The organism is Oerskovia jenensis, assembly GCF_016907235.1.
GTDB classification, from domain to species: Bacteria; Actinomycetota; Actinomycetes; order Actinomycetales; family Cellulomonadaceae; genus Oerskovia; species Oerskovia jenensis.
On the sequence record NZ_JAFBBO010000001.1, the window covers coordinates 2,865,775 to 2,884,480 of the forward strand.

General features: G+C 73.9%; 15 protein-coding genes. 7 read left to right on the top strand and 8 right to left on the bottom strand.

From position 1 onward, the window contains the following. Positions 1–226 precede the first annotated feature (226 nt). The 5 genes from JOD49_RS12890 to JOD49_RS12910 all read left to right on the top strand — a co-directional run bounded on the left by JOD49_RS12890 (position 227) and on the right by JOD49_RS12910 (position 6,423). Positions 227–2,878, top strand: coding sequence for an FAD-dependent oxidoreductase (locus JOD49_RS12890; protein WP_205308971.1), 2,652 nt, complete (start codon positions 227–229; stop codon positions 2,876–2,878). Next, a complete protein-coding gene (gene nirD / locus JOD49_RS12895) occupies positions 2,875–3,345 on the top strand; it encodes a nitrite reductase small subunit NirD (protein WP_239525210.1) in 471 nt (156 codons plus the stop codon). Before JOD49_RS12890 ends, nirD begins: the two co-directional genes overlap by 4 nt. 86 nt (positions 3,346–3,431) lie before the next feature. Then, on the top strand, positions 3,432–4,304 hold the full coding sequence (gene cobA, locus JOD49_RS12900; RefSeq protein ID WP_239525211.1) for a uroporphyrinogen-III C-methyltransferase: 873 nt from the start codon (positions 3,432–3,434) through the stop codon (positions 4,302–4,304). A 74-nt stretch (positions 4,305–4,378) separates the two neighbouring features. Further along, a complete protein-coding gene (locus JOD49_RS12905; RefSeq protein WP_205308973.1) occupies positions 4,379–5,482 on the top strand; it encodes a uroporphyrinogen-III synthase in 1,104 nt (367 codons plus the stop codon). Further along, the gene (locus tag JOD49_RS12910) at positions 5,479–6,423 is read left to right on the top strand and encodes a sirohydrochlorin chelatase (RefSeq protein WP_205307534.1); all 945 of its coding nucleotides are present in this window, start codon (positions 5,479–5,481) and stop codon (positions 6,421–6,423) included. Before JOD49_RS12905 ends, JOD49_RS12910 begins: the two co-directional genes overlap by 4 nt. A gap of 42 nt (positions 6,424–6,465) precedes the next feature. Here the strand turns inward: JOD49_RS12910 and JOD49_RS12915 are convergent, their stop codons facing one another. Both JOD49_RS12915 and JOD49_RS12920 read right to left on the bottom strand, forming a co-directional pair. Continuing rightward, a complete protein-coding gene (locus tag JOD49_RS12915) occupies positions 6,466–8,097 on the bottom strand; it encodes a S1 family serine peptidase (RefSeq protein WP_205307535.1) in 1,632 nt (543 codons plus the stop codon). Between the two features lie 168 nt (positions 8,098–8,265). Next, positions 8,266–9,762, bottom strand: a complete 1,497-nt coding sequence (locus tag JOD49_RS12920; protein WP_205307536.1) for an MFS transporter — start codon at positions 9,760–9,762, stop codon at positions 8,266–8,268. A gap of 152 nt (positions 9,763–9,914) precedes the next feature. Here JOD49_RS12920 and soxR point away from each other — a divergent pair, with 152 nt between their 5' ends. Then, on the top strand, positions 9,915–10,385 hold the full coding sequence (gene soxR, locus JOD49_RS12925) for a redox-sensitive transcriptional activator SoxR (protein ID WP_205307537.1): 471 nt from the start codon (positions 9,915–9,917) through the stop codon (positions 10,383–10,385). Positions 10,386–10,476: 91 nt separating this feature from the next. Here the strand turns inward: soxR and JOD49_RS12930 are convergent, their stop codons facing one another. The 6 genes from JOD49_RS12930 to JOD49_RS12955 all read right to left on the bottom strand — a co-directional run bounded on the left by JOD49_RS12930 (position 10,477) and on the right by JOD49_RS12955 (position 16,064). Continuing rightward, positions 10,477–11,388, bottom strand: a complete 912-nt coding sequence (locus tag JOD49_RS12930; RefSeq protein WP_205307538.1) for a hypothetical protein — start codon at positions 11,386–11,388, stop codon at positions 10,477–10,479. Between the two features lie 140 nt (positions 11,389–11,528). After that, on the bottom strand, positions 11,529–12,578 hold the full coding sequence (locus JOD49_RS12935) for a vWA domain-containing protein (protein WP_205307539.1): 1,050 nt from the start codon (positions 12,576–12,578) through the stop codon (positions 11,529–11,531). Beyond that, positions 12,575–13,648, bottom strand: a complete 1,074-nt coding sequence (locus JOD49_RS12940) for a vWA domain-containing protein (protein WP_205307540.1) — start codon at positions 13,646–13,648, stop codon at positions 12,575–12,577. Before JOD49_RS12940 ends, JOD49_RS12935 begins: the two co-directional genes overlap by 4 nt. Beyond that, positions 13,642–14,160 carry a hypothetical protein gene (locus JOD49_RS12945; RefSeq protein ID WP_205307541.1) on the bottom strand — a complete coding sequence of 173 codons (519 nt, stop codon included), beginning with the start codon at positions 14,158–14,160 and terminating at the stop codon, positions 13,642–13,644. Before JOD49_RS12945 ends, JOD49_RS12940 begins: the two co-directional genes overlap by 7 nt. Then, positions 14,147–15,055, bottom strand: a complete 909-nt coding sequence (locus tag JOD49_RS12950; RefSeq protein ID WP_205307542.1) for a DUF58 domain-containing protein — start codon at positions 15,053–15,055, stop codon at positions 14,147–14,149. The genes JOD49_RS12945 and JOD49_RS12950 overlap by 14 nt, the downstream gene beginning before the upstream one ends. 10 nt (positions 15,056–15,065) lie before the next feature. Then, positions 15,066–16,064, bottom strand: a complete 999-nt coding sequence (locus JOD49_RS12955; protein ID WP_205307543.1) for an AAA family ATPase — start codon at positions 16,062–16,064, stop codon at positions 15,066–15,068. A gap of 339 nt (positions 16,065–16,403) precedes the next feature. On the opposite strand from JOD49_RS12955, the gene JOD49_RS12960 reads away from it, so the two are divergent. Beyond that, on the top strand, positions 16,404–18,641 hold the full coding sequence (locus tag JOD49_RS12960; protein ID WP_307822530.1) for a bifunctional copper resistance protein CopD/cytochrome c oxidase assembly protein: 2,238 nt from the start codon (positions 16,404–16,406) through the stop codon (positions 18,639–18,641). Positions 18,642–18,706 lie beyond the last annotated feature (65 nt).

An 18,706-nucleotide genomic window follows, 5' to 3' on the forward strand; every position in this document is an offset into this window, starting at 1 on the left:
TCCCGGGGCGGCGCCGGCAGGCCGCGCGCGCGTTCTCACGCGCCGCCCCCGGCGCGCGTGAGAAGAACGTTACGGCCGGGCAAAGGGGCGGGAGCGGCGCGGAAACGGCGCGTCCCTAGTGTCCGGAGCAGCAGCCGCTTCCCGGACACCCGGACCGCACCCCCCAGGAGCCCCCGTGACCGCATCATCGAGCTCTCCCCGTCACCTCGTGGTCGTCGGCGGCGGCATGGTCGCCCAGCGTCTCGTCGAGGCGTTGCGCGCCCGTGACACCGCCGGCGGGTGGCGGGTCACCGTCTTCGCCGAGGAACCCCGCTACCCGTACGACCGCGTCGCGCTCACCTCCTACTTCTCGGCGCGCGACCCCGAGGAGCTCACCCTCGGCGACCCGGCGCTGTGGGACGACCCGCTCGTGCGCCTGGTCCGCGACTGCCGCGTCGACTCGATCGACCGCGAGGCCCGCCAGGTCACCGACCGCCTGGGCCGGGTCCACGACTACGACGAGCTCGTGCTCGCGACGGGCTCGGACGCCGCGCGCCCCCCGATCCCGGGCAACGATCTGCCGGGCGTCTTCGTGTACCGCACGATCGACGACGTCGCGGCCCTGCGCGGGTGGGTCGAGGCCAAGCGCGAGGAGCGGGCCGGGACCTCGTACGACCGCCCGGTGCGCGGCGCCGTCATCGGCGGCGGGCTCCTGGGGCTCGAGGCCGCGGGAGCGCTCACGGCGCTCGGCGCCCAGGCGACCGTCGTCCAGTTCGGGACGCACCTCATGGACGCGCAGATCGACCTGGGCGGTGGGCAGGCGCTCGGTCGCCTCATCAACGACAGGGGCATCGCGGTGCGCGTGAGCACCGCGACCCAGCAGATGCGGCCCGCGCGCGCCACGGGTCACGTGGGCCGCCTCGACTTCGTGGACGGCGGGCGGCTCGACGTCGACGTGGTCGTCCTGGCGACGGGCGTCCGGCCCCGCGACGAGCTGGCCCGGGCGGCGGGCCTCCCGGTCGGCGAGCGCGGGGGAGCGGTCGTCGACCTGTCGTGCCGCACGCCGGACCCGCACGTGTGGGCGGTCGGCGAGGTCGCGTGCATCGAGGGCAGGTGCCTGGGGCTCGTGGCCCCGGGGTACGCGATGGCCGAGGTCGTCGTGGACCGGTTGCTGGGGGGCGAGGCGACGTTCCCCGGTGCGGACACCGCGACCAGGCTCAAGCTGCGCGGCGTGGACGTCGCGAGCTTCGGCGACGCGTTCGCGCGCACCGAGGGCGCCATGGAGCTCGTCTGGGCGGACCCCGTCGCGGGCGTCTACAAGAAGCTCGTCCTGTCCGACGACGCGCGCACGCTCCTGGGTGGCGTGTTCGTGGGCGACGCGACGCCGTACGCGGCCCTGCGGCCCATGCTGGGGCGCGAGCTGCCGGGCGACCCCGGGGCGTTCCTCCTGCCCGAGGGCGCCGCGGGCGGCGGCGCGGCGGGGCTCGAGCTGCCCGACGACGCCACGGTCTGCTCGTGCAACAACGTCACCGCGGGGACGGTCCGCGGTGCCGTGACCGAGCACGCGTGCACAGACGTCGCCGCGGTCAAGTCGTGCACCAAGGCCGGCACGAGCTGCGGTTCGTGCCTCCCGCTCGTCAAGAAGCTCACGACGACCGAGCTCGAGAAGGCCGGCATCGAGGTCTCGAACGCGCTGTGCGAGCACTTCGAGCTCTCGCGGTCGCAGCTCTTCGACGCGGTCCGCGTCGCGGACCTGCACACGTTCAGCGAGATCATCGCGCGGTTCGGTCGAGTCCCGGAGGTCGTCCCCGACGGGACGCCCGGCGCGCCCGCCCTGCCCGACGGCGTCGCCCCGGCCGGGCTCCCGGCCGCAGGTCCCGGTCGTGGGTGCGACATCTGCAAGCCGGTCGTGGCGTCGATCCTGGCCTCGTTGGGCAACGGTCACATCCTGACGGGCGAGCAGGCCGCGCTCCAGGACACCAACGACCACGTCATGGCGAACATGCAGAAGGACGGCACCTACTCGGTGGTCCCGCGCATCCCGGGCGGGGAGATCACGCCCGAGGGGTTGCTCGTGATCGGGCAGGTCGCGAAGGACTTCGGGCTCTACACCAAGATCACGGGCGGCCAGCGGATCGACATGTTCGGGGCGCGGATCGAGCAGCTCCCGCTGATCTGGCGCCGCCTGGTCGACGCGGGCATGGAGTCGGGGCAGGCGTACGGGAAGTCGCTGCGGACCGTGAAGTCGTGCGTCGGGTCGACGTGGTGCCGGTTCGGGGTGCAGGACTCGGTGGGCATGGCCGTGCGTCTCGAGCTGCGGTACCGCGGCCTGCGGTCGCCGCACAAGATCAAGCTCGGCGTCTCGGGCTGCGCGCGCGAGTGCGCCGAGGCGCGCGGCAAGGACGTCGGGGTCATCGCGACCGACAAGGGCTGGAACGTGTACGTGGGTGGCAACGGCGGCTTCACTCCCCGGCACGCGCGGCTCCTCGCGGAGGACCTCGACGACGAGGCGCTGATCAGGACGATCGACCGCTTCCTCCTGTACTACGTCCGCACCGCCGACCGGCTCCAGCGCACGTCGGTGTGGGTCGACGAGGTCGAGGGCGGCCTCGACGGGATCCGCGCGGTGATCCTCGACGACTCGCTGGGCATCGCGGCGGACCTCGACGCCGCGATGGCGCTCCACGTGGACGCGTACGAGGACGAGTGGCGTGCGGTCCTGGAGGACCCCGAGAAGCTCAGGCGGTTCGGGTCGTTCGTCAACGCGCCCACGACGGCGGACCCGGACCTCGCGTACGTGGCCGAGCGCGGGCAGCCCCGCCCGGCGACGACCGCGGAGCGTGCGGGCGCCGCGGGCGCGGTACTGATCGCCGGGACGACGCTGGAGGTACGGGCATGAGCGCGCAGATGACGGGCACGACGGGTACGACGGCCGCACCGGGCCTGACGGCTGCGCCGGCTGGCGCGGTGGTGGACGCACAGGCCGTCCCGGTGTGGCAGCCCGTGTGCGGGGTCGCGGACCTCACGGTCGAGCGCGGGGCCGCGGCGCTCGTCGACGGGAACCAGGTCGCGCTCTTCCGCCTGACCGACGACCGCGTGCTCGCGGTCCAGCAGCTCGACCCGTTCAGCGGCGCGAACGTCATGTCGCGCGGCATCGTCGGAACGCGCCGTGGGGTGCCGACCGTCGCCTCCCCGATGTACAAGCAGGTCTTCGCGCTCGAGACGGGAGAGTGCCTCGACCCCGTCGGGTTCCTCCCCGTGCTCGTGGCGGGCCCGGACCTGGCGACGTGGCCGGTCGAGGTGCGCGACGGCGTCGTGCACGTCGCGGTGCCGACCGGCCCCACCCCGACCGGCCCCACCCCGTGACGGCCGCCTCGGGGCCGAGCATGCGGTCGTCGTCGGGATCCGTCCCGGATCGGACGCCCACCGCATGCTCGGCGGACGGCAACCGCATGCTCGGCACCGGCAGCACCGGCAGCACCGGCAGCACCGGCAGCACCGGCAGCACCGGCAGCACCGGCAGCACCGGCGGCACCGGCGGGACCGTGCCCGGCGGCTCGGTGGTGCTCGTGGGCGGCGGACCCGGCGCCGCCGACCTCCTCACGCTGCGCGCCTGGCGAGCGCTCGCGGGCGCCGACGTCGTCGTGACCGACCGCCTGGGACCCGTCGAGGTCCTCGCCGACCTGCCCGCGGGCGTCGAGATCATCGACGTCGGCAAGACCCCGGGCCACCACCCCGTCCCGCAGCACGAGATCAACGCGATCCTCGTCGAGCAGGCCCGCCGCGGACGACGGGTCGTGCGCCTCAAGGGCGGCGACCCGTTCGTCTACGGGCGGGGCGGCGAGGAGGTCCTCGCGTGCCGGGCCGCGGGCGTCCCGGTCGAAGTCGTGCCCGGCGTGAGCAGCGCCCTGTCCGTCCCGGCGCTCGCGGGCATCCCGCTCACGCATCGCGGGACGGTCGGCGCGTTCCTGGTCGTGAACGGTCACGAGCCCCTGGGCGTGGTCGCGCTGGCCGCGGTGCGCGACCGCACGGCTACCCTGGTGATCCTCATGGGAGTGTCGATGCTGAGCGAGATCACGGACCAGGCGGTCACCGCCGGGGCCGACGCCGCCACGCCCGTCGCCGTGGTCGAGTCCGGTTCCACGCAGCACCAACGGGTCACGCGCGCCACGCTCGGGACGCTCGTCCGTCGTGCGGCCGAGGTCGGGGTCCGGGCGCCCGCGGTCGTCGTCGTGGGGGACGTCGCGGCCGAGGGCCTGCTCGTCCCGGACACCTTGGTATCGCTGCCCGTCCTGTCCGCCCTCGTGCCGGAGCCCGCCCTGTGACGGATCAGGTCACGGACGTCACGGACGTCACGGGCGAGCCCACCGGCGGACACCGTCCCGCGCTGGGCCAGGTCATGGCCGGCTGCACGGTCCTCGTCACGGCCGACCGCCGGTCGGCCGAGCTCGCCGCGGCGCTGTCCCGCCGGGGCGCCGAGGTGCGGCACGCGCCGGCCCTGAGCATGGTGCCCAACGAGGACGACGAGGCTCTGCTCGCGGGTACGCGGGATCTGATCGCGCACCCGCCCGACGTCGTGGTCGTCACGACGGGCATCGGGTTCCGGGGCTGGATCGAGGCCGCCGACGCGCACGGCCTGGCCGACGAGCTGCTGGACGTCATGAGCCGGGCCCGCCTGGTCGCGCGCGGCCCCAAGGCGCGCGGCGCGATCCAGGCCGCGGGCCTCCAGGCCGACTGGGTCGCCGAGTCCGAGACGTCGGGCGAGATCGCGGACGTCCTGCTCGGCGAGGGGGTCGACGGGCTGCGGATCGCAGTTCAGCACCACGGTGCAGGGGCCGACGGTCTCGACGTGGTCTTCGCGCAGGCGGGGGCCGACGTCGCGAGCCTCATCGTGTACCGCTGGGGGCCGCCGCCCGACGAGGCGGCGCTGCGCGCGTCGGTCCACGCCGCCGCGGCCGGCGAGATCGACGCGGTCGTCTTCACGTCGGCCCCGGGCGCCGAGGCCTGGCTCGCGGCGGCCGAGTCCGAGGGGGTCGGGGACGCCGTCGTCGCGCGCTTCGCGAGCGGTGCCATGATCGCCGCGGCGGTCGGCCCCATCACGGCCCGACCGCTCGCGCACCGCGGCGTCCCGACGCTCCAGCCGGACCGCGGCCGCCTCGGCGCGCTGGTCCGCACGCTCGTCGGGCACTACGAGCACGCCGAGACGCTCGCGCTCGTGACCGTCGCGGGCAACCTGCAGATCCGCTCGCGCGTCGCGGTGCTCGACGGCCGCGTCCTGCCGCTCTCGCCCTCGGGCCTCGAGGTCCTGCGGCTGCTGGCCGCGCGCGCCGGGAACCGGGCGGGGGACGTCGTGACGCGGGACCAGGTCCTCGCGGCGCTGCCCGGCGACTCGCGCGACCCGCACGCCGCCGAGGTCGCGGTCGCCCGTCTGCGCGAGGCGGTCGGCGACCGCACCCTCGTCAAGACCGTCGTCAAACGTGGCTATCGACTGGAGCTGGCATGAGCACGGAGATCCTGGGGTTTCCCTCCGACGCGACCGAGGGGAGCGCGCCGACCGTCGACGCCGCGGGCAGCGGCGCGAGGGATGTCGGCCGACCCGTGCTCGTCGGCTGCTCGCACGGCACCAACAACGCGGACGGCCAGGCCGCGATCCGCGCGATCCTCGACGACGTCCGCGCGACCCGTCCCGACCTCGACGTGCGCGAGGCGTTCGTCGACGTCCAGCAGCCCGAGGTCGCGGACGTCGTCACGCAGGCCGTCGCGCCGCCCGCCGCGGGCGAGCGCCCGGGCGGGGCGGCCGTCGTCGTGCCGCTGCTGCTGTCCACGGGATTCCACGTGAACGTCGACATCACCGAGGCCGTCTCGCCCGAGCACGAGGGCCGCGGCCCCGAGCACGGACCCGCGACCGCGGCCCGCGCGCTCGGCCCCGACCCGCGCCTCGCCGAGATCCTCGCCGACCGACTGACCGAGGCCGGGGTCCGTCCGCACGACGCCGTGGTCCTGGCCGCGGCCGGGTCGAGCAAGGCGGGCGCCGCTCGCGACGTCGAGGCCGTCGCCGAGTTCCTGCGCGCGCACCACGACGGCCCCGTCACGGTCGGGTTCGGCGCGATGGCGACCCCGACGGTGCGCGACGCCGTCGCGGCCGCCCGCGAGACGCTCGCCGCGAGCGCGGCCACGGGCGAGGCGACCACCGCGGACGGCGAACCCCTCGGTGAGACCCACGCGGCGCCGTCGGGCAGCGACGACGAACCGGCACGAGCGAGGGTCCCGCGCGTGGTCGTCGCCGCCTACCTGCTCGCCCCCGGGTTCTTCCACGACCGTCTCCTCGAGACCGGCGCCGATCTCGTCACCGCGCCGCTCGCCCCCGACGCACGGCTGACCGCGATCGTGCTGGACCGCTACGCCGAGGGCGCCGAGGCCCTCGCGGCGCAGGGCCCCGCCTAGCCGCACGGCGCGACCGACGGGACCCCGGTGCCCCGGCCGACGTCAGACCCGGCGCGCCGCGGTGGTCAGGGACGAGGGGGCGTCGACGACGGGTGCGCCGTCGGGCGGTGACGGAAGGACCCCCCGCTGGTCCCCCGATGCCTCGAACTCGCAGCCGCGGGCATCGAGGTCGAGCTCGGACTCCTCGGTGAGGCAGGCGTTCAGCCCGACGACCTGCTGCCCGTAGGGCTGGTTCGTCACGACCGTGGTCGTCCCGTCGGGGCCGACCTCGCAGGGGTTGTCGATCTCGCACAGGAGGCCGTCGCGGTTGGTGGTGCTGTTGACGCCGACGACGGTGACGCCGTCGGCCGCGACGAGCGCGGCCCCCGAGTCGCCGGGGTACGTCTCGCAGTCGGGGCCGGCCGCCATGCGCAGGGCGTCGTGCTGCTCGTAGCCGCCCTCGCGCAAGACCGGGACGACCGCCTCGATCGTGCACCCGCGGGGGTCGGTGGTCTTGAGGGTCACCGTGTCGCCGACCTGCGGCCGGGACTCGGCGAGGGTCAGGACCGTGACCCCCTCGGACTCGAGCTCCTCGAAGGACTCGTCGAGGCGGTACAGCGCGACGTCGGTCCCCGTGATGGTGCCGAGCAGCAGACGCTCGATCTCGGCGGTCGTCAGACCGTAGCCCTGCGCGTCGGTGAACGCGACGGACGCGTCCACGGGCTGGTCGACGATCGTCGCCCCGACCCCCGGGATGCCGAACGTCTCGTCCACGACGGGGAGGCAGTGCCCGTTGGTGAGGAGCATGGCCGGGTCGTCGCCCGCCGACGTCGACGTCCGCACGATCGAGGACTCGCAGCCCGACAGCGCGGGGAAGCCGCCCATACCCATGTCGAAGACGTCGTCGGGGATCGACTCGTGGGTCTCCATCACGGTGCGGATCCAGTCGCCGTGGCGCGTGACGTCGGTGTAGAGGCCGGCGACCGCGTCGTTGTGCTCCTCAGGGCCCGTGAGCAGCCCGGCGATCGCCCACGCGTCGCCCTCGCGGACCAGCAGGGGACCGCCCGAGTCGGCGTTTCCGGCCTTGCCCCGGGTGCTGCCGTCGCCCGTGCCGACGCACAGCTCGCCCACGTCGAGGGTCGGGCACGCGTCGCTCGCGAGAAGGCTGACGTCGGCCTCCTGGAGCATCTGCGGGTAGGAGGGCGGGCCGTCCTCGACGGTGTTTCCCCAGCCGAGGATGCGCCCGGACGTCCCGGGGGAGGGAGCCGCCGCAGCGACGTCGATCGGGGTCGCGGAGACGGGCTCCGCGAGCCGCAGGAGCATTAGGTCCTTCCCCCACCAGGCCTCGCCCATGGCGGGGAGCCGGAAGAAGCGGTCCACCGTGGCGACGTCGCCCCCCTCGGTGACGTCGGGCGACCCGACCTGCACGGTCCAGCCGACCGGGGACCCGTTCTGCGCCCGGTTGTTCTTCAGGCAGTGGGCTGCGGTCAGGGCCCACTGCGGATCGATCAAGGTGACGCCGCACCCGTTGCCACCAGCGCCGGGGGGCACCGGGTGGCCGGGCTTGTAGGCGCCCATGAACGGGTAGTCCTGGGTGGCCTCCGTACCGCCGCTGATCGCGGACGACGGCCCGGCGCCGACGACCATGAGCGCCGCGGTCAGGAGGGCGAGAAGGGACAGCTCGTAGCGTTTCATGCGCTCGAACGTACGAAGCCCGATGTTGCGAGAGCATATGGACACCGGGCAACCCGGACACGGATCGAGGGCGGGGCCGAGCCGGCGATCCCGGGCCGACCCGTCCCGGCCCGGCCCCGCCGGCGGTCCCCACCCCGCCGTCCCGGCCCCGCCCTCGGGACGTGCGCCTCAGGCCTGGACGCGGGTCCGCGGCGAGACGAACGCCGCGAGCAGCGCGATCGCGACCATGACCCCGAAGCACACGACGTACGCCAGGAGCCCGAGGGGTTCGCGCAGCACCACGAGCATCGACCCCGTCACGGCGAGCGCGATGGCTGCGGACAGGGCGTCGGAGACCTGGAGCGCCGAGCTGTTCGCGCCCTGCTGGTCCTCGGGGGACAGGGCGAGCGTGAGGACCGAGAGCGTCGGGTGGACCATGCCCATGCCCAGGCCCGCGAACGTCCAGGCGAGCATGCCGACGAGGGGCGGCACCGCTGACCAGGCGAGCAGCACGGTGCCCGCGATCCCGCCTGCGACGAAGAGCGAACCGACGAGGACGAACCGCGCGTGCGACCAGCCCCAGTGCGCCTTGCCGCGCAGCCACGCACCGACCGACCAGCCGATCGCCCCGAAGGTGAGGATCCCGCCGGCCTGGGTCGGGGACAGGGCTCTCTCGGACTGGAGGAGCAGGGGCAGCAGGACCTCGGTCCCGGTGAACGCCGCGGCGACGAGGCCACGGATCGCGATGACGGACGGGAGCCCGCGGGCCGCGCGGGCAGTGCCGCGCGGCAGCAGCCGGGGCACGGAGACCACGACGAGGGCGAGCGCCGCGACGAGCGGCACGTACAGGCGGGCGCCTTCCTGCTGCCCTGCGAAGTGCAGCAGGCCGATCCCGGCGGCTGCGGCCACGGCCCACCACAGTGCCGCGCTCCCGGTCGCGCCGGCCGTGACCGCGCGGCGGTCCTGGCCGACGGCCCGCAGGCCCGGGCGCATCATGAGCACGGCGGGGACGGCGAGCACGGGCACGGCGAGGAAGACCCACCGCCACCCGAGGTGCTGGACCATGAGCCCCGAGATGACGGGGCCGACGAGCGAGGGCACGACCCAGGCCGCCGCGAAGGCCGCGAACACGGCGGGCCGGCGTTCCTCGGGGAAGACGCGGGCGACGAGCACGTACAGCGCCACGATGTACATCCCGGTGCCGAGTCCCTGCACCACGCGCCCCGCGACGAAGAGCTCCATGCTCGGGGCCAGCCCCGAGACGACCAGGCCCGCGAGGAACAGGCCCACGCCGCCCCACAGCGACGGGCCCGGCCCGAAGCGGTCGCACCACCGACCTGCGGCGACCATGCCGACGACGCTCGCCGCGATCGAGCCCGCGAACGCGACGGCGTAGAGCGACATGCCGTCGAGTGCGGTCGCGACGGTGTGCATCGCGGTCGCGACCGCGAGGGCCTCGAACGCCCCGAGCAGCACCAGGGCCACCATGCCGACGAGCACGGTGCGCTGGGTCGCGGGGGACAGGCCCGCGCCGACGGCGACGGGTGCGTCGGCGGGCGGCTCGAGCGCGGTGGTCGTGGTGGCCGCGGCGGAAGCGGGGACCGGGAGCGAGGGGTCGGGCGTGTGGGCGTCGCCGATCGCGGCGGCGACCTCGGCCTGGGGCGCCTCGGGGCGTGGTGGTTCCATGATTCCTCGCAGGGGTGGGCGCGGACCGGTGGGGGTTGCGCGGCAGGAGTGAGCTCGATCGAGCGCTTCGACTAGTCTCGAACCTCAACCATTGTCGAGGTCAAGGGGATTCGTCTCGACGATGGACGGAGCGACGAATGCCTGGAGCAATCATGCCTGACGACGGACCTCACCCCGACGACGAGCTCACGGTCGGCGAGCTCGCGCGCCGCAGCGGCGTCGCGGTGTCGGCCCTGCACTTCTACGAACGCGAAGGTCTGCTCTCGTCCCGCCGTACGCCCGGCAACCAGCGCCGCTACCCCCGCGAGACCTTGCGCCGCGTCTCGTTCATCCGCGTCTCGCAGCGCGTCGGGATCCCGCTCGCCCTGGTCCGTGAGGCTCTCGGCACGCTCCCGCAGAACCGCACGCCGACCGCCAAGGACTGGCGGCGCCTGTCGCGCATGTGGCACGCAGACCTCGACGCCCGGATCGAGCAGCTCGTGCGCCTGCGTGACCACCTCACGGACTGCATCGGGTGCGGCTGCCTGTCGCTGCGCAAGTGCGTCCTGGCCAACCCGCACGACGTGCTCGCGGAGGAGGGCCCCGGTCCGCGCACCTGGCTCGTCGAGGGCCTCGACGACTGAGGGCTCGTGCAGGGTCGTCAGAACCGACGTGCGCCGGAGACCACGCACCGTCCGACACACCTGGCCACGGGGGAGCGAGGGTGCGAGCACCTCACCAGTTCTTGGCGGACCCGCCGCCCTCGCCCGACCCGTCCGCGGGGTCCTCGCCGCCGAAGTACTCCTGGTACTCCTGCCGGCTCTGGTCCTCGTCGCCGCGAGCCTCGGAGTTCTGCTGCTGGAGCTTCTCCTGACGCTCGGCCTCGGCCCGCTCCTGCTCGCTCTGGTCGGCTTCCGGAGGGGGTTCCTCGCCCTGGTCGCCGCTCTGCGGGTCCTGCGGCTCTGGCGGCTGGGCGTCCTTCGCCTGCTGCTGCTTGTCCCGCAGACGCTGGACCGACGCCTCGTTCTGCTCCTTCGCCTCGGGCGGCTGCGCCTCGCACCCGGGCCACCCGCGGACCTGCTCGGCCGTCGCGTAGGACCGCTCGGCGAACGAGAACCACTCGGTGGCCTGGTCCTGGAGGTCCTCGGGGACGAGCTCGTCGCCGGTACCGAAGGGGTCGATGAGGAACGAGTCGTAGTCCCGCCCCGCCTCGCGCGCAGCGAGGGCCTCCTCGAGCGCGCTCTTCTGCGACAGGAAGTCCTCGCCCATGGACGCCTCGAAGTCGCCCGCGGTCTCGTAGGAGATCGACAGGTTGACCTGGATCTCGCAACGGACCAGAGGCTCCTCGTCCTCGGCCAGGTCGTAGGCACGGTGGAGGTCGGAGATGGCGGTCGTGTCGTCGCCCGCGCGGTGGTGGGCGGTCCCGGTGTTGAACCACGCCTTCCACGGGTCGACGATGTTCATCGTCTTCTGGAGGTCGAAGTTCGTGGCGGCCTCCGAGTAGTCGCTCGCCTCGTAGCGCCCGGACGCGTAGGACGCGATCACCGGGAGGAAGACCAGCTTGGTGCCGAGCACCAGCGCGACGATCAGCAGGGGACAGGGCAGCAGGAGCAGCAGCGTCCGACGGCGCAGCCGCCTCGTGCGCATCGCCGCGCCCTGGGGGGAACGCGTGCCGGGCCGGGGGGCCGGGAACGGCGAGCCGCCGTGCGGCGCCGCCGGCCGCTTCGGGCCGGGGGCGCCGGGGGCTCCCCACACCGGCGGGGGCTGCGGGGGTCGGCCGTCGCCGCTCATGCGCGGACCCCCACCCGACGCGAGGCCGACCGGCCGGCGGCCCACGCCTCGAACCCGAGCAGGACGGCGCCCACGAGCGCGAACGGCCACACGACCGGACGGTACGCCGTCACCAGGCGCCTGCCGTCGGCCGCGACCTGCTGGGCGTCGACCCCCGCGACGAGCTCGGCGGTCGGGCCGGTGGTCTCGCGGTGCGCGTACGGCACCCCGAGCTGGGTGGCGACCGCACGCAGGTTGTCCTCGTCGATCAGCGACAGCGCATCGGGCGACTCGGCCTCGTCGAGGGTCGCGCGCGACGGGTCCCGCAGGTACCCGGCCGTGGCCGGGTCCTCGCCCGGCATGTACTCCTTCATGCGACCCCCCTCCGAGGTGCCGTAGCCGAGGACGGCGCCGCCGTCGACGAGGGGCGCGAGGTCCTCGTACGAGCGGGGCTCGCCGTCGGCGGTCTGCTCGCCGTCGGACAGGAAGAACACCAGGCGCACGTTGGCCGGTCGGTCCGTCGCGGCACCCTGGAGCGCGGCGCCGAGCGCGTCGAGCGGCCGGTCCGTGAGCGACCCCTTGGAGTAGAGCGTGATCTCGCGCTGGAAGGTCTCGGCCCAGGACGTGATGGCCCGGGCGTCGGTCGTGAGCGGGACCTGGCGGCTCGCCTGGGAGTCGAACGAGATGATCGAGTAGCGGGCGCCCGGGATGTCCGCCGTGAGGCTCGCGATGTCGTGGCGCACGCCGTCGAGGCGCTCGTTGGTGCCGTCGAAGTCCTCGGCCGCCATGGACCCCGTGCGGTCGACCACGAAGAACATGTCCACGTTCGCGACCGACGTGTCGCGGTCCGTCACGGGGACCGAGGGGCCGAGCCCGATCACGGCGAGCAGGGCGACGAGCGCGGTCCGGCGGGCCCACGCACCACGGGGTCCCGCGACCCGGCCCTGCCCGACGGGACCGCGTGCCGCGGCACGGAGAGCGACGGCGAGCTGCCACCCGGCGAGACCGAGCAGCGGGACGAACACGACGGCCCACGCCCACAGGGGCACCAACGGCTGGAAGGTCATTCGCGCAGCCTCCAGGCGACGACGACGAGCAGGGCGGTACCGGCGGTCGCCACGAGGAACCAGGTCGTGGGCAGGTCGGTCACGACGACCTCGGGGCTCGCGTCGAGCTCGACGGCCTGCTGCGCGACCACGTCCTCGACCATGCCCTCGACGGCCTGCGGGTCGCCCGCGAGGAAGTACAGCCCGCCACCGTCCTGGACGACCTCGCGGTACTGCGTCTCCTCGGGGGTGCCCTCGTAGAGCTCGGAGCCGCCGTAGATCCCGTGCAGGGTGATGTCGCGCGAGGTGACGAGCGCTGCGGCCTCCTCGAGCGTGTAGATGGGCTCGCCCGCGACGTAGTTGTCGGTCGCGAGGATGATCGAGCGCGACCGGTCCGTGGTCTCCTCGTCGAACTGGAGCGCGCAGTTCGCCAGCCCGTCGCCGATCAGGCTCGCCGCGGACTCGTTCGCCAGGGTCCCCGCGGTGTAGGTGAGGAACTCCAGGACGTCCTTCCGGTCACGCTCGCTGCTGAAGTCGAGCGTGCTGGGGTCCTTGTCGAACGCCGCGACCCCCGCAGCGAGCTCCTCCTGGACCAGCGTGTAGTCGTCGGTCAGAGGGAACACGGTCCGCGACGTCGAGTTGAAGATCGACAGCGCGATGCGCTCGCCCTCGAAGTTGTCGACGAGCTCCGAGTAGACCTTGAGGATCTCGCCGTCGTAGGCCGTCATGGAGCCGGACACGTCGAGGCACAGCACGATGTCGCGGGTCCCCATGCGGTCCACGACCAGGTCCGTCTCGACCGGACGAGCGGCCACCGCGCCGACGCCCACGAGCGCGACGAGCAGGCCTCCGAGCCCCGCGACCTGGAGCGTCCGGTAGCGGCGCACCCACGCCGCGAACGCGGGGACCTGCGCGAGGTACGCCGAGTTCGCGACCCACGTGACGTCGTCGGACCGCGCCTTCTCCGCCCGTGCCCGACGGCGGCGCGCGAGCCACCATGCCGACGCGCCCGCGGCCAGCACCAGGACCACGACCGCGGCGAGCAGCCACGGCCACAGGATCGAGGCGCCCTGGGGCCCGGGCGTCACCACGTCCTCACCACCGAACGAGCGCGGTCGATCGACTCCCGACCGTCGGGCGAGCCACCCTGCTCCGGCGGCGTGGGCAGGTCGAGGGCCTCGTCCTCCGCGAACGACGGGTGGTAGTACCGCGCGATGAGGCGGGTCAGGTGCGCCGTGCCCGTCATGCTCTCGATCTCCGAGAGCGTCAGCACCGAGGCGTCCACGCCCAGGCGGCCCGAGGCGAAGCCGCGGACCTCCTTCGACAGCGCCAGGTGCAGCCCACGCTCGTCGAGCCCGCCCGCGAGATAGGCCGCCTCGACCGCGTCCAGGTGCGCCTCGAACTCGGCCCGCAGGCCCGCGTACGGGTCGGGCGTGCCCGGGGCCCAGGGCCCCGGGAACCGCGCGGCCTTCTCCTGCGCCGACGCGCGCGTGGACAGGAACGCGAACACGACCCAACCGACGACGAGCAGCAGCAGGGCCACCCCCAGGGCCGCCCACCAGCCGCTGTAGAGGACCGGGGCGTAGAGCTCATCGTCCGGCACGCTTGGCCCTCCCCAGCAGCTCGACGAAACGGGGCACGACGTCGCCGGTCCCGGTCACGCTCACGGCCTCCACCTGGAGGGTGCGCAACAGGTCCACGACCGCCCCGCGCCGGGAGCGCGCCGCCTGCGCAGCCCCTGCGGCGATGTCCGCACGACCCCGCAGGAACGGCGGCAGGTCGAGCGTGCCGTCGACGTCGGCGACCTGGCCCGTCGTCCGCGCCGAGGGGTCGGCGGGCGCACCGACCGGCGACAGGTCCGCGACCGCGACGACCATGACCTCGTGGCGCACGCGCAGGCGCCGCAGCAGGCGCTCGTGCTCGGGACCCGGTCGGGCCTCGTCCGTCAGGACGACCATGAGCGAGCGGCGGCGGAAGGCGTTGAGAGCCCGGTCGAGCGCGCGGTTCAGGTCGCTCGGCGGCGCGTCGACCCGGAGCTGCTTCTCGACCGTACGGAGCAGGAGCTCGAGGTCCTGCGTGCTGGCCCGGGGCGGAAGCTGGACGATGCGCTCCGCGTCGCCCGCGACGAGCGCGACCCGGTCCCCGCGGTCGCGCGCCAGGTAGGCCACGAGCGCGCAGCAGAAGCTCACGACGTCGGCCTTGGGCTCGCCGCTCGCGGCCGTGGCCCCCATGTTGCGGCCAGTGTCCACGACGAGGACCAGGTTGACGTTGGACTCGCGCACGAATCGGCGTACCACGGGGATGCCCGCGCGGGCGCTCGACTTCCAGTCGATGTCCCCCACGTCCTCACCCGGCGCGTACAGGTGGAGGTCGTCGAAGTCCTGCCCGTGTCCCTTGAGGATCGAGCGGTGCCGCCCCTCGAGCAGCCCCGAGGCCCGCCGGGCCAGCGGGAGCTCGAGCCTGGCCCGCACCTGGGCCAGTCGCGACACGTCTGTCATGGACCGCGCCCTACGGGGTCGGGACCGCGTCGAACACAGCGTCGATGAGCTGCTCGGGCTGCACGTTCGTGGCGAGCGCGTCGAACGTGCGCACCAGGCGGTGGCGCAGGACCGAGTAGCGGACCGCCTTGATGTCGTCCGGGACGACGTACGCACGGCCGGCCTGGATCGCGAGGGCCTGGCCCACGCGCATGAGCGCGATCCCGCCGCGCGGGCTCGCGCCGACGCGCACGTGCTGGTCGAGCCCGGGGACGGGCCGCGGGCCCGACAGCCGTGTCGTGTTGATGAGGTCGACGATGTACCGCTTGATCGACTCGTCCACGTACACGTCGTCGACCAGGCGCTGGAGGAAGACCACGTCGTCGATGCTGATCGGCTCGGCCGTGATGGGTGCCGTCATGCGGCCCGTCGAGATGCGGTCGAGGATCTCGAGCTCCTGCGCCGGGGCCGGGTACGTCAGCACCTCCTTCATGAGGAAGCGGTCCATCTGGGCCTCGGGCAGCACGTACGTGCCCTCCTCCTCGATGGGGTTCTGCGTCGCGAGGACCATGAAGGGCGAGGGCAGCGGGAAGTTCTCGCCGCTGATCGACGTCTGCTTCTCCTGCATGGCCTCGAGCATCGCCGACTGCGTCTTGGCGCTCGACCGGTTGATCTCGTCGAGCAGGACCAGGTTCGCGTGCACGGGACCGAGCTGCGTCGTGAAGGACCCGGTCGCGTAGTTGTAGATCTGCGTGCCCACGATGTCGTTCGGCATGAGGTCCGGCGTGCACTGGATGCGGCGGAACGAGCCGTTGATCGCGGCGGCCAGCGTCTGTGCGGCCGTGGTCTTGGCGAGGCCGGGGACCGACTCCAGCAGGATGTGGCCACCCGCGAGGAGCGAGCTGATCAGGGCCGTGCGCAGGGCCTCCTGCCCGACCACGCGCTGGTCGAACACCTGCTCGACCCGCTTGAGCAGGTGACCCGCGCGGTCCAGGTCCGTCGTGGAGATGCTGCCGTGACCTGTGGCCATGGTGAGGTCCTTCGCGTGTGCTCGGGTCGTGCCGGGGATCTGGGCACGGCCGTCCCTCACGAGGGGGACGCCGTGCGAACCCGGCCCAGTATGCCAGCGGTGCCTCGGAGCGCCGCGTCTCATCCACAGGCGAGGCATGGGGAGAACTCCCCCCGGCAGGCCGCCCGACGGCGGAGCGCGCCCAGGCGGGCGAGGCGCGCTCCGCCGTCGGGGTGGCAGGGGACCTGCCGTCACGCCGGGCCGGGGGCGGGTCCGGGCGTGGCGGCGACGACTCCTCGACAGGAGACGGCGGCACGAGGGGAATACCGCGATGCACCCCATCCCGCCTACCCTGGTCGGGTGACCGCCACCGCCCCCCGCAGCACCCCCGGAACCGCGCCCGACCGCGTCGCGCAGCCCGCCACCCGGGATGCCGACCTCGCCCCGCGCAACCCCTGGTGGCTCGTCCTCGCGGGGCCCGCGGCCGTCGTCGTCGCGATCCTCTCGGTCGTCGCCGCGGGCGCCTTCTCCGGGGCGTTCCAGGCCCTCGCAGGGTTCGCCGACCCGGGAACGGCCGCGCGGTGGGGACTGCCGATCTCGACGACCCTGACCGAGCTCGCGATCGCCCTGACCATCGGCTCGCTCGTCCTCGCGGCCTGCGTGCTGCCCGCCGGACCGCCGCTGCGCAAGGCGCTCGGGGTCGCCGGCGCCGCCGCGGCCGTGTGGGCCGTGCTCACCGTCGTCCAGACGATCCTGCGCTACTCGGTCCTGTCGAGCATGCCCGTCACGAGCGTGGGCTTCGGCGACCAGCTCGCGGCGTTCGTCACCCAGATCTCGCTGGGCCGCAGCCTCCTCGGCGTGATCGTCGTCGCGGCGCTGACCTCGGCGTGCGCGTTCGCGGTCCGCACCGCGACCGGTGCCCTGTGGACGGCCCTGCTCGCGATCTCGGCCCTCGCGTTCCAGGCCAACACGGGCCACACCGCGGGCGCCGCGAGCCACGAGCTCGCGATCTCCTCGATGTTCCTCCACCTCGGCGGGGCGGCCCTGTGGATCGGGGGGCTCGGGGTGCTCGCGATCGTGCGGCTGCGCGGCGGCCTCGACCGCACGGCCTTCGCGTCCTCGGTCTCGCGCTACTCCTCGATCGCGGGGTGGTCGTTCGTCGCCGTCGCCGTCTCGGGCGTCGCGAACGCCTGGATCCGCCTCGGCGGCGTCGCCGGGCTGAGCACCGACTACGGCGTGCTCATCCTCACCAAGGTCGGCCTCATCGTGGTGCTCGGCGCGATCGGGTTCGCGCACCGTGAGCTCGTCGTGCGCCGGCTCCAGGGCGTGGGCGGTCCCGCCCGCGGCCCGCGCACGACCAGCACGTCCGCCGGGACGGCCACCGCGACGGGCGAGCAGGGAGCGGCGGCGGGCTCCGCCGTCGGGCCGGGGAAGAACGCCGGCCCGGGGGCCACCGGTCAGCGCGGCCCGGCCGCCGCCGGGAAGGGTCGACCGCAGGCCGCGGCCGAGAAGGCCGCGACCTGGCTGTTCTGGCGGCTCGTCGCGGTCGAGCTGCTCGTCATGGGTGCGGTGTCGGGCGTGGCCGTCGCGCTCGGTTCCACCGCACCCCCCGTACCGGACGAGCCCATCGCGCTGCCGACGCCCGCCGAGCTCGTGACCGGTCACCCGCTGCCTCCCGAGCCGGACCTCGGACGCTGGTTCACCGAGTGGCGCTGGGACCTGCTGCCCGCGTTCGCGTGCGTCGCGGCCCTCGTCGTGTACCTGCGCTGGGTGCGCCGGCTCGCGAAGCGGGGCGACAGGTGGCCGATCGGGCGGACGATCTCGTGGACGCTCGGCATCGTCGTCCTGTTCTGGGTCACCAACGGTGGGCCCGCGGTCTACGGGCACGTGCTGTTCAGCGCGCACATGGTCCAGCACATGGTGCTCGCGATGGTCGTGCCCATCTTCCTGGTGCTCGCCGCGCCCGTGACCCTGCTGCTGCGGGCCGTGCCCGTGCGCAAGGACGGCTCGCGCGGCCCCCGCGAGTGGGTGCTCGCGCTCGTCACGTCGAGGTGGGGGCAGTTCTTCGCCAACCCGATCGTCGCGGCGATCAACTTCGCCGGGTCGATGATCGTCTTCTACTACACGCCCGCGTTCGAGCTCGCGATGACGACGTACGTCGGGCACCTCGCGATGATCCTGCACTTCACGCTCGCCGGGTACCTGTTCGCGAACGCCCTCGTCGGGATCGACCCCGGACCGCAGCGGCCCGGCTGGCCCCAACGGCTGCTGCTCCTGCTCGTGACCATGGCGTTCCACGCGTTCTTCGGGGTGTCGCTCACGACCGGGACGCAGCTCCTCGTGCCCGAGTGGTTCGGGCTCATGGGCCACGACTGGGGGATCACCGCGATCGCCGACCAGCAGCGCGGTGGCGGCGTCGCGTGGGGCATCGGGGAGCTGCCGACGCTGTCGCTCGCGATCGTCGTCGCGGTCATGTGGGCGAAGTCCGACGAGAAGGACGCCAGGCGCCGCGACCGCCGGGTCGACAAGGACGGCGACGTCGAGATGGACGAGTACAACCAGATGCTCGCGAAGATGGCGGAGCAGGACAAGGACTGAGCTGGTGCCGTCCAGGTGCCGAGAACGGGGTTGAGGTCGTCATCCGCCGGATGACGACCTCAACC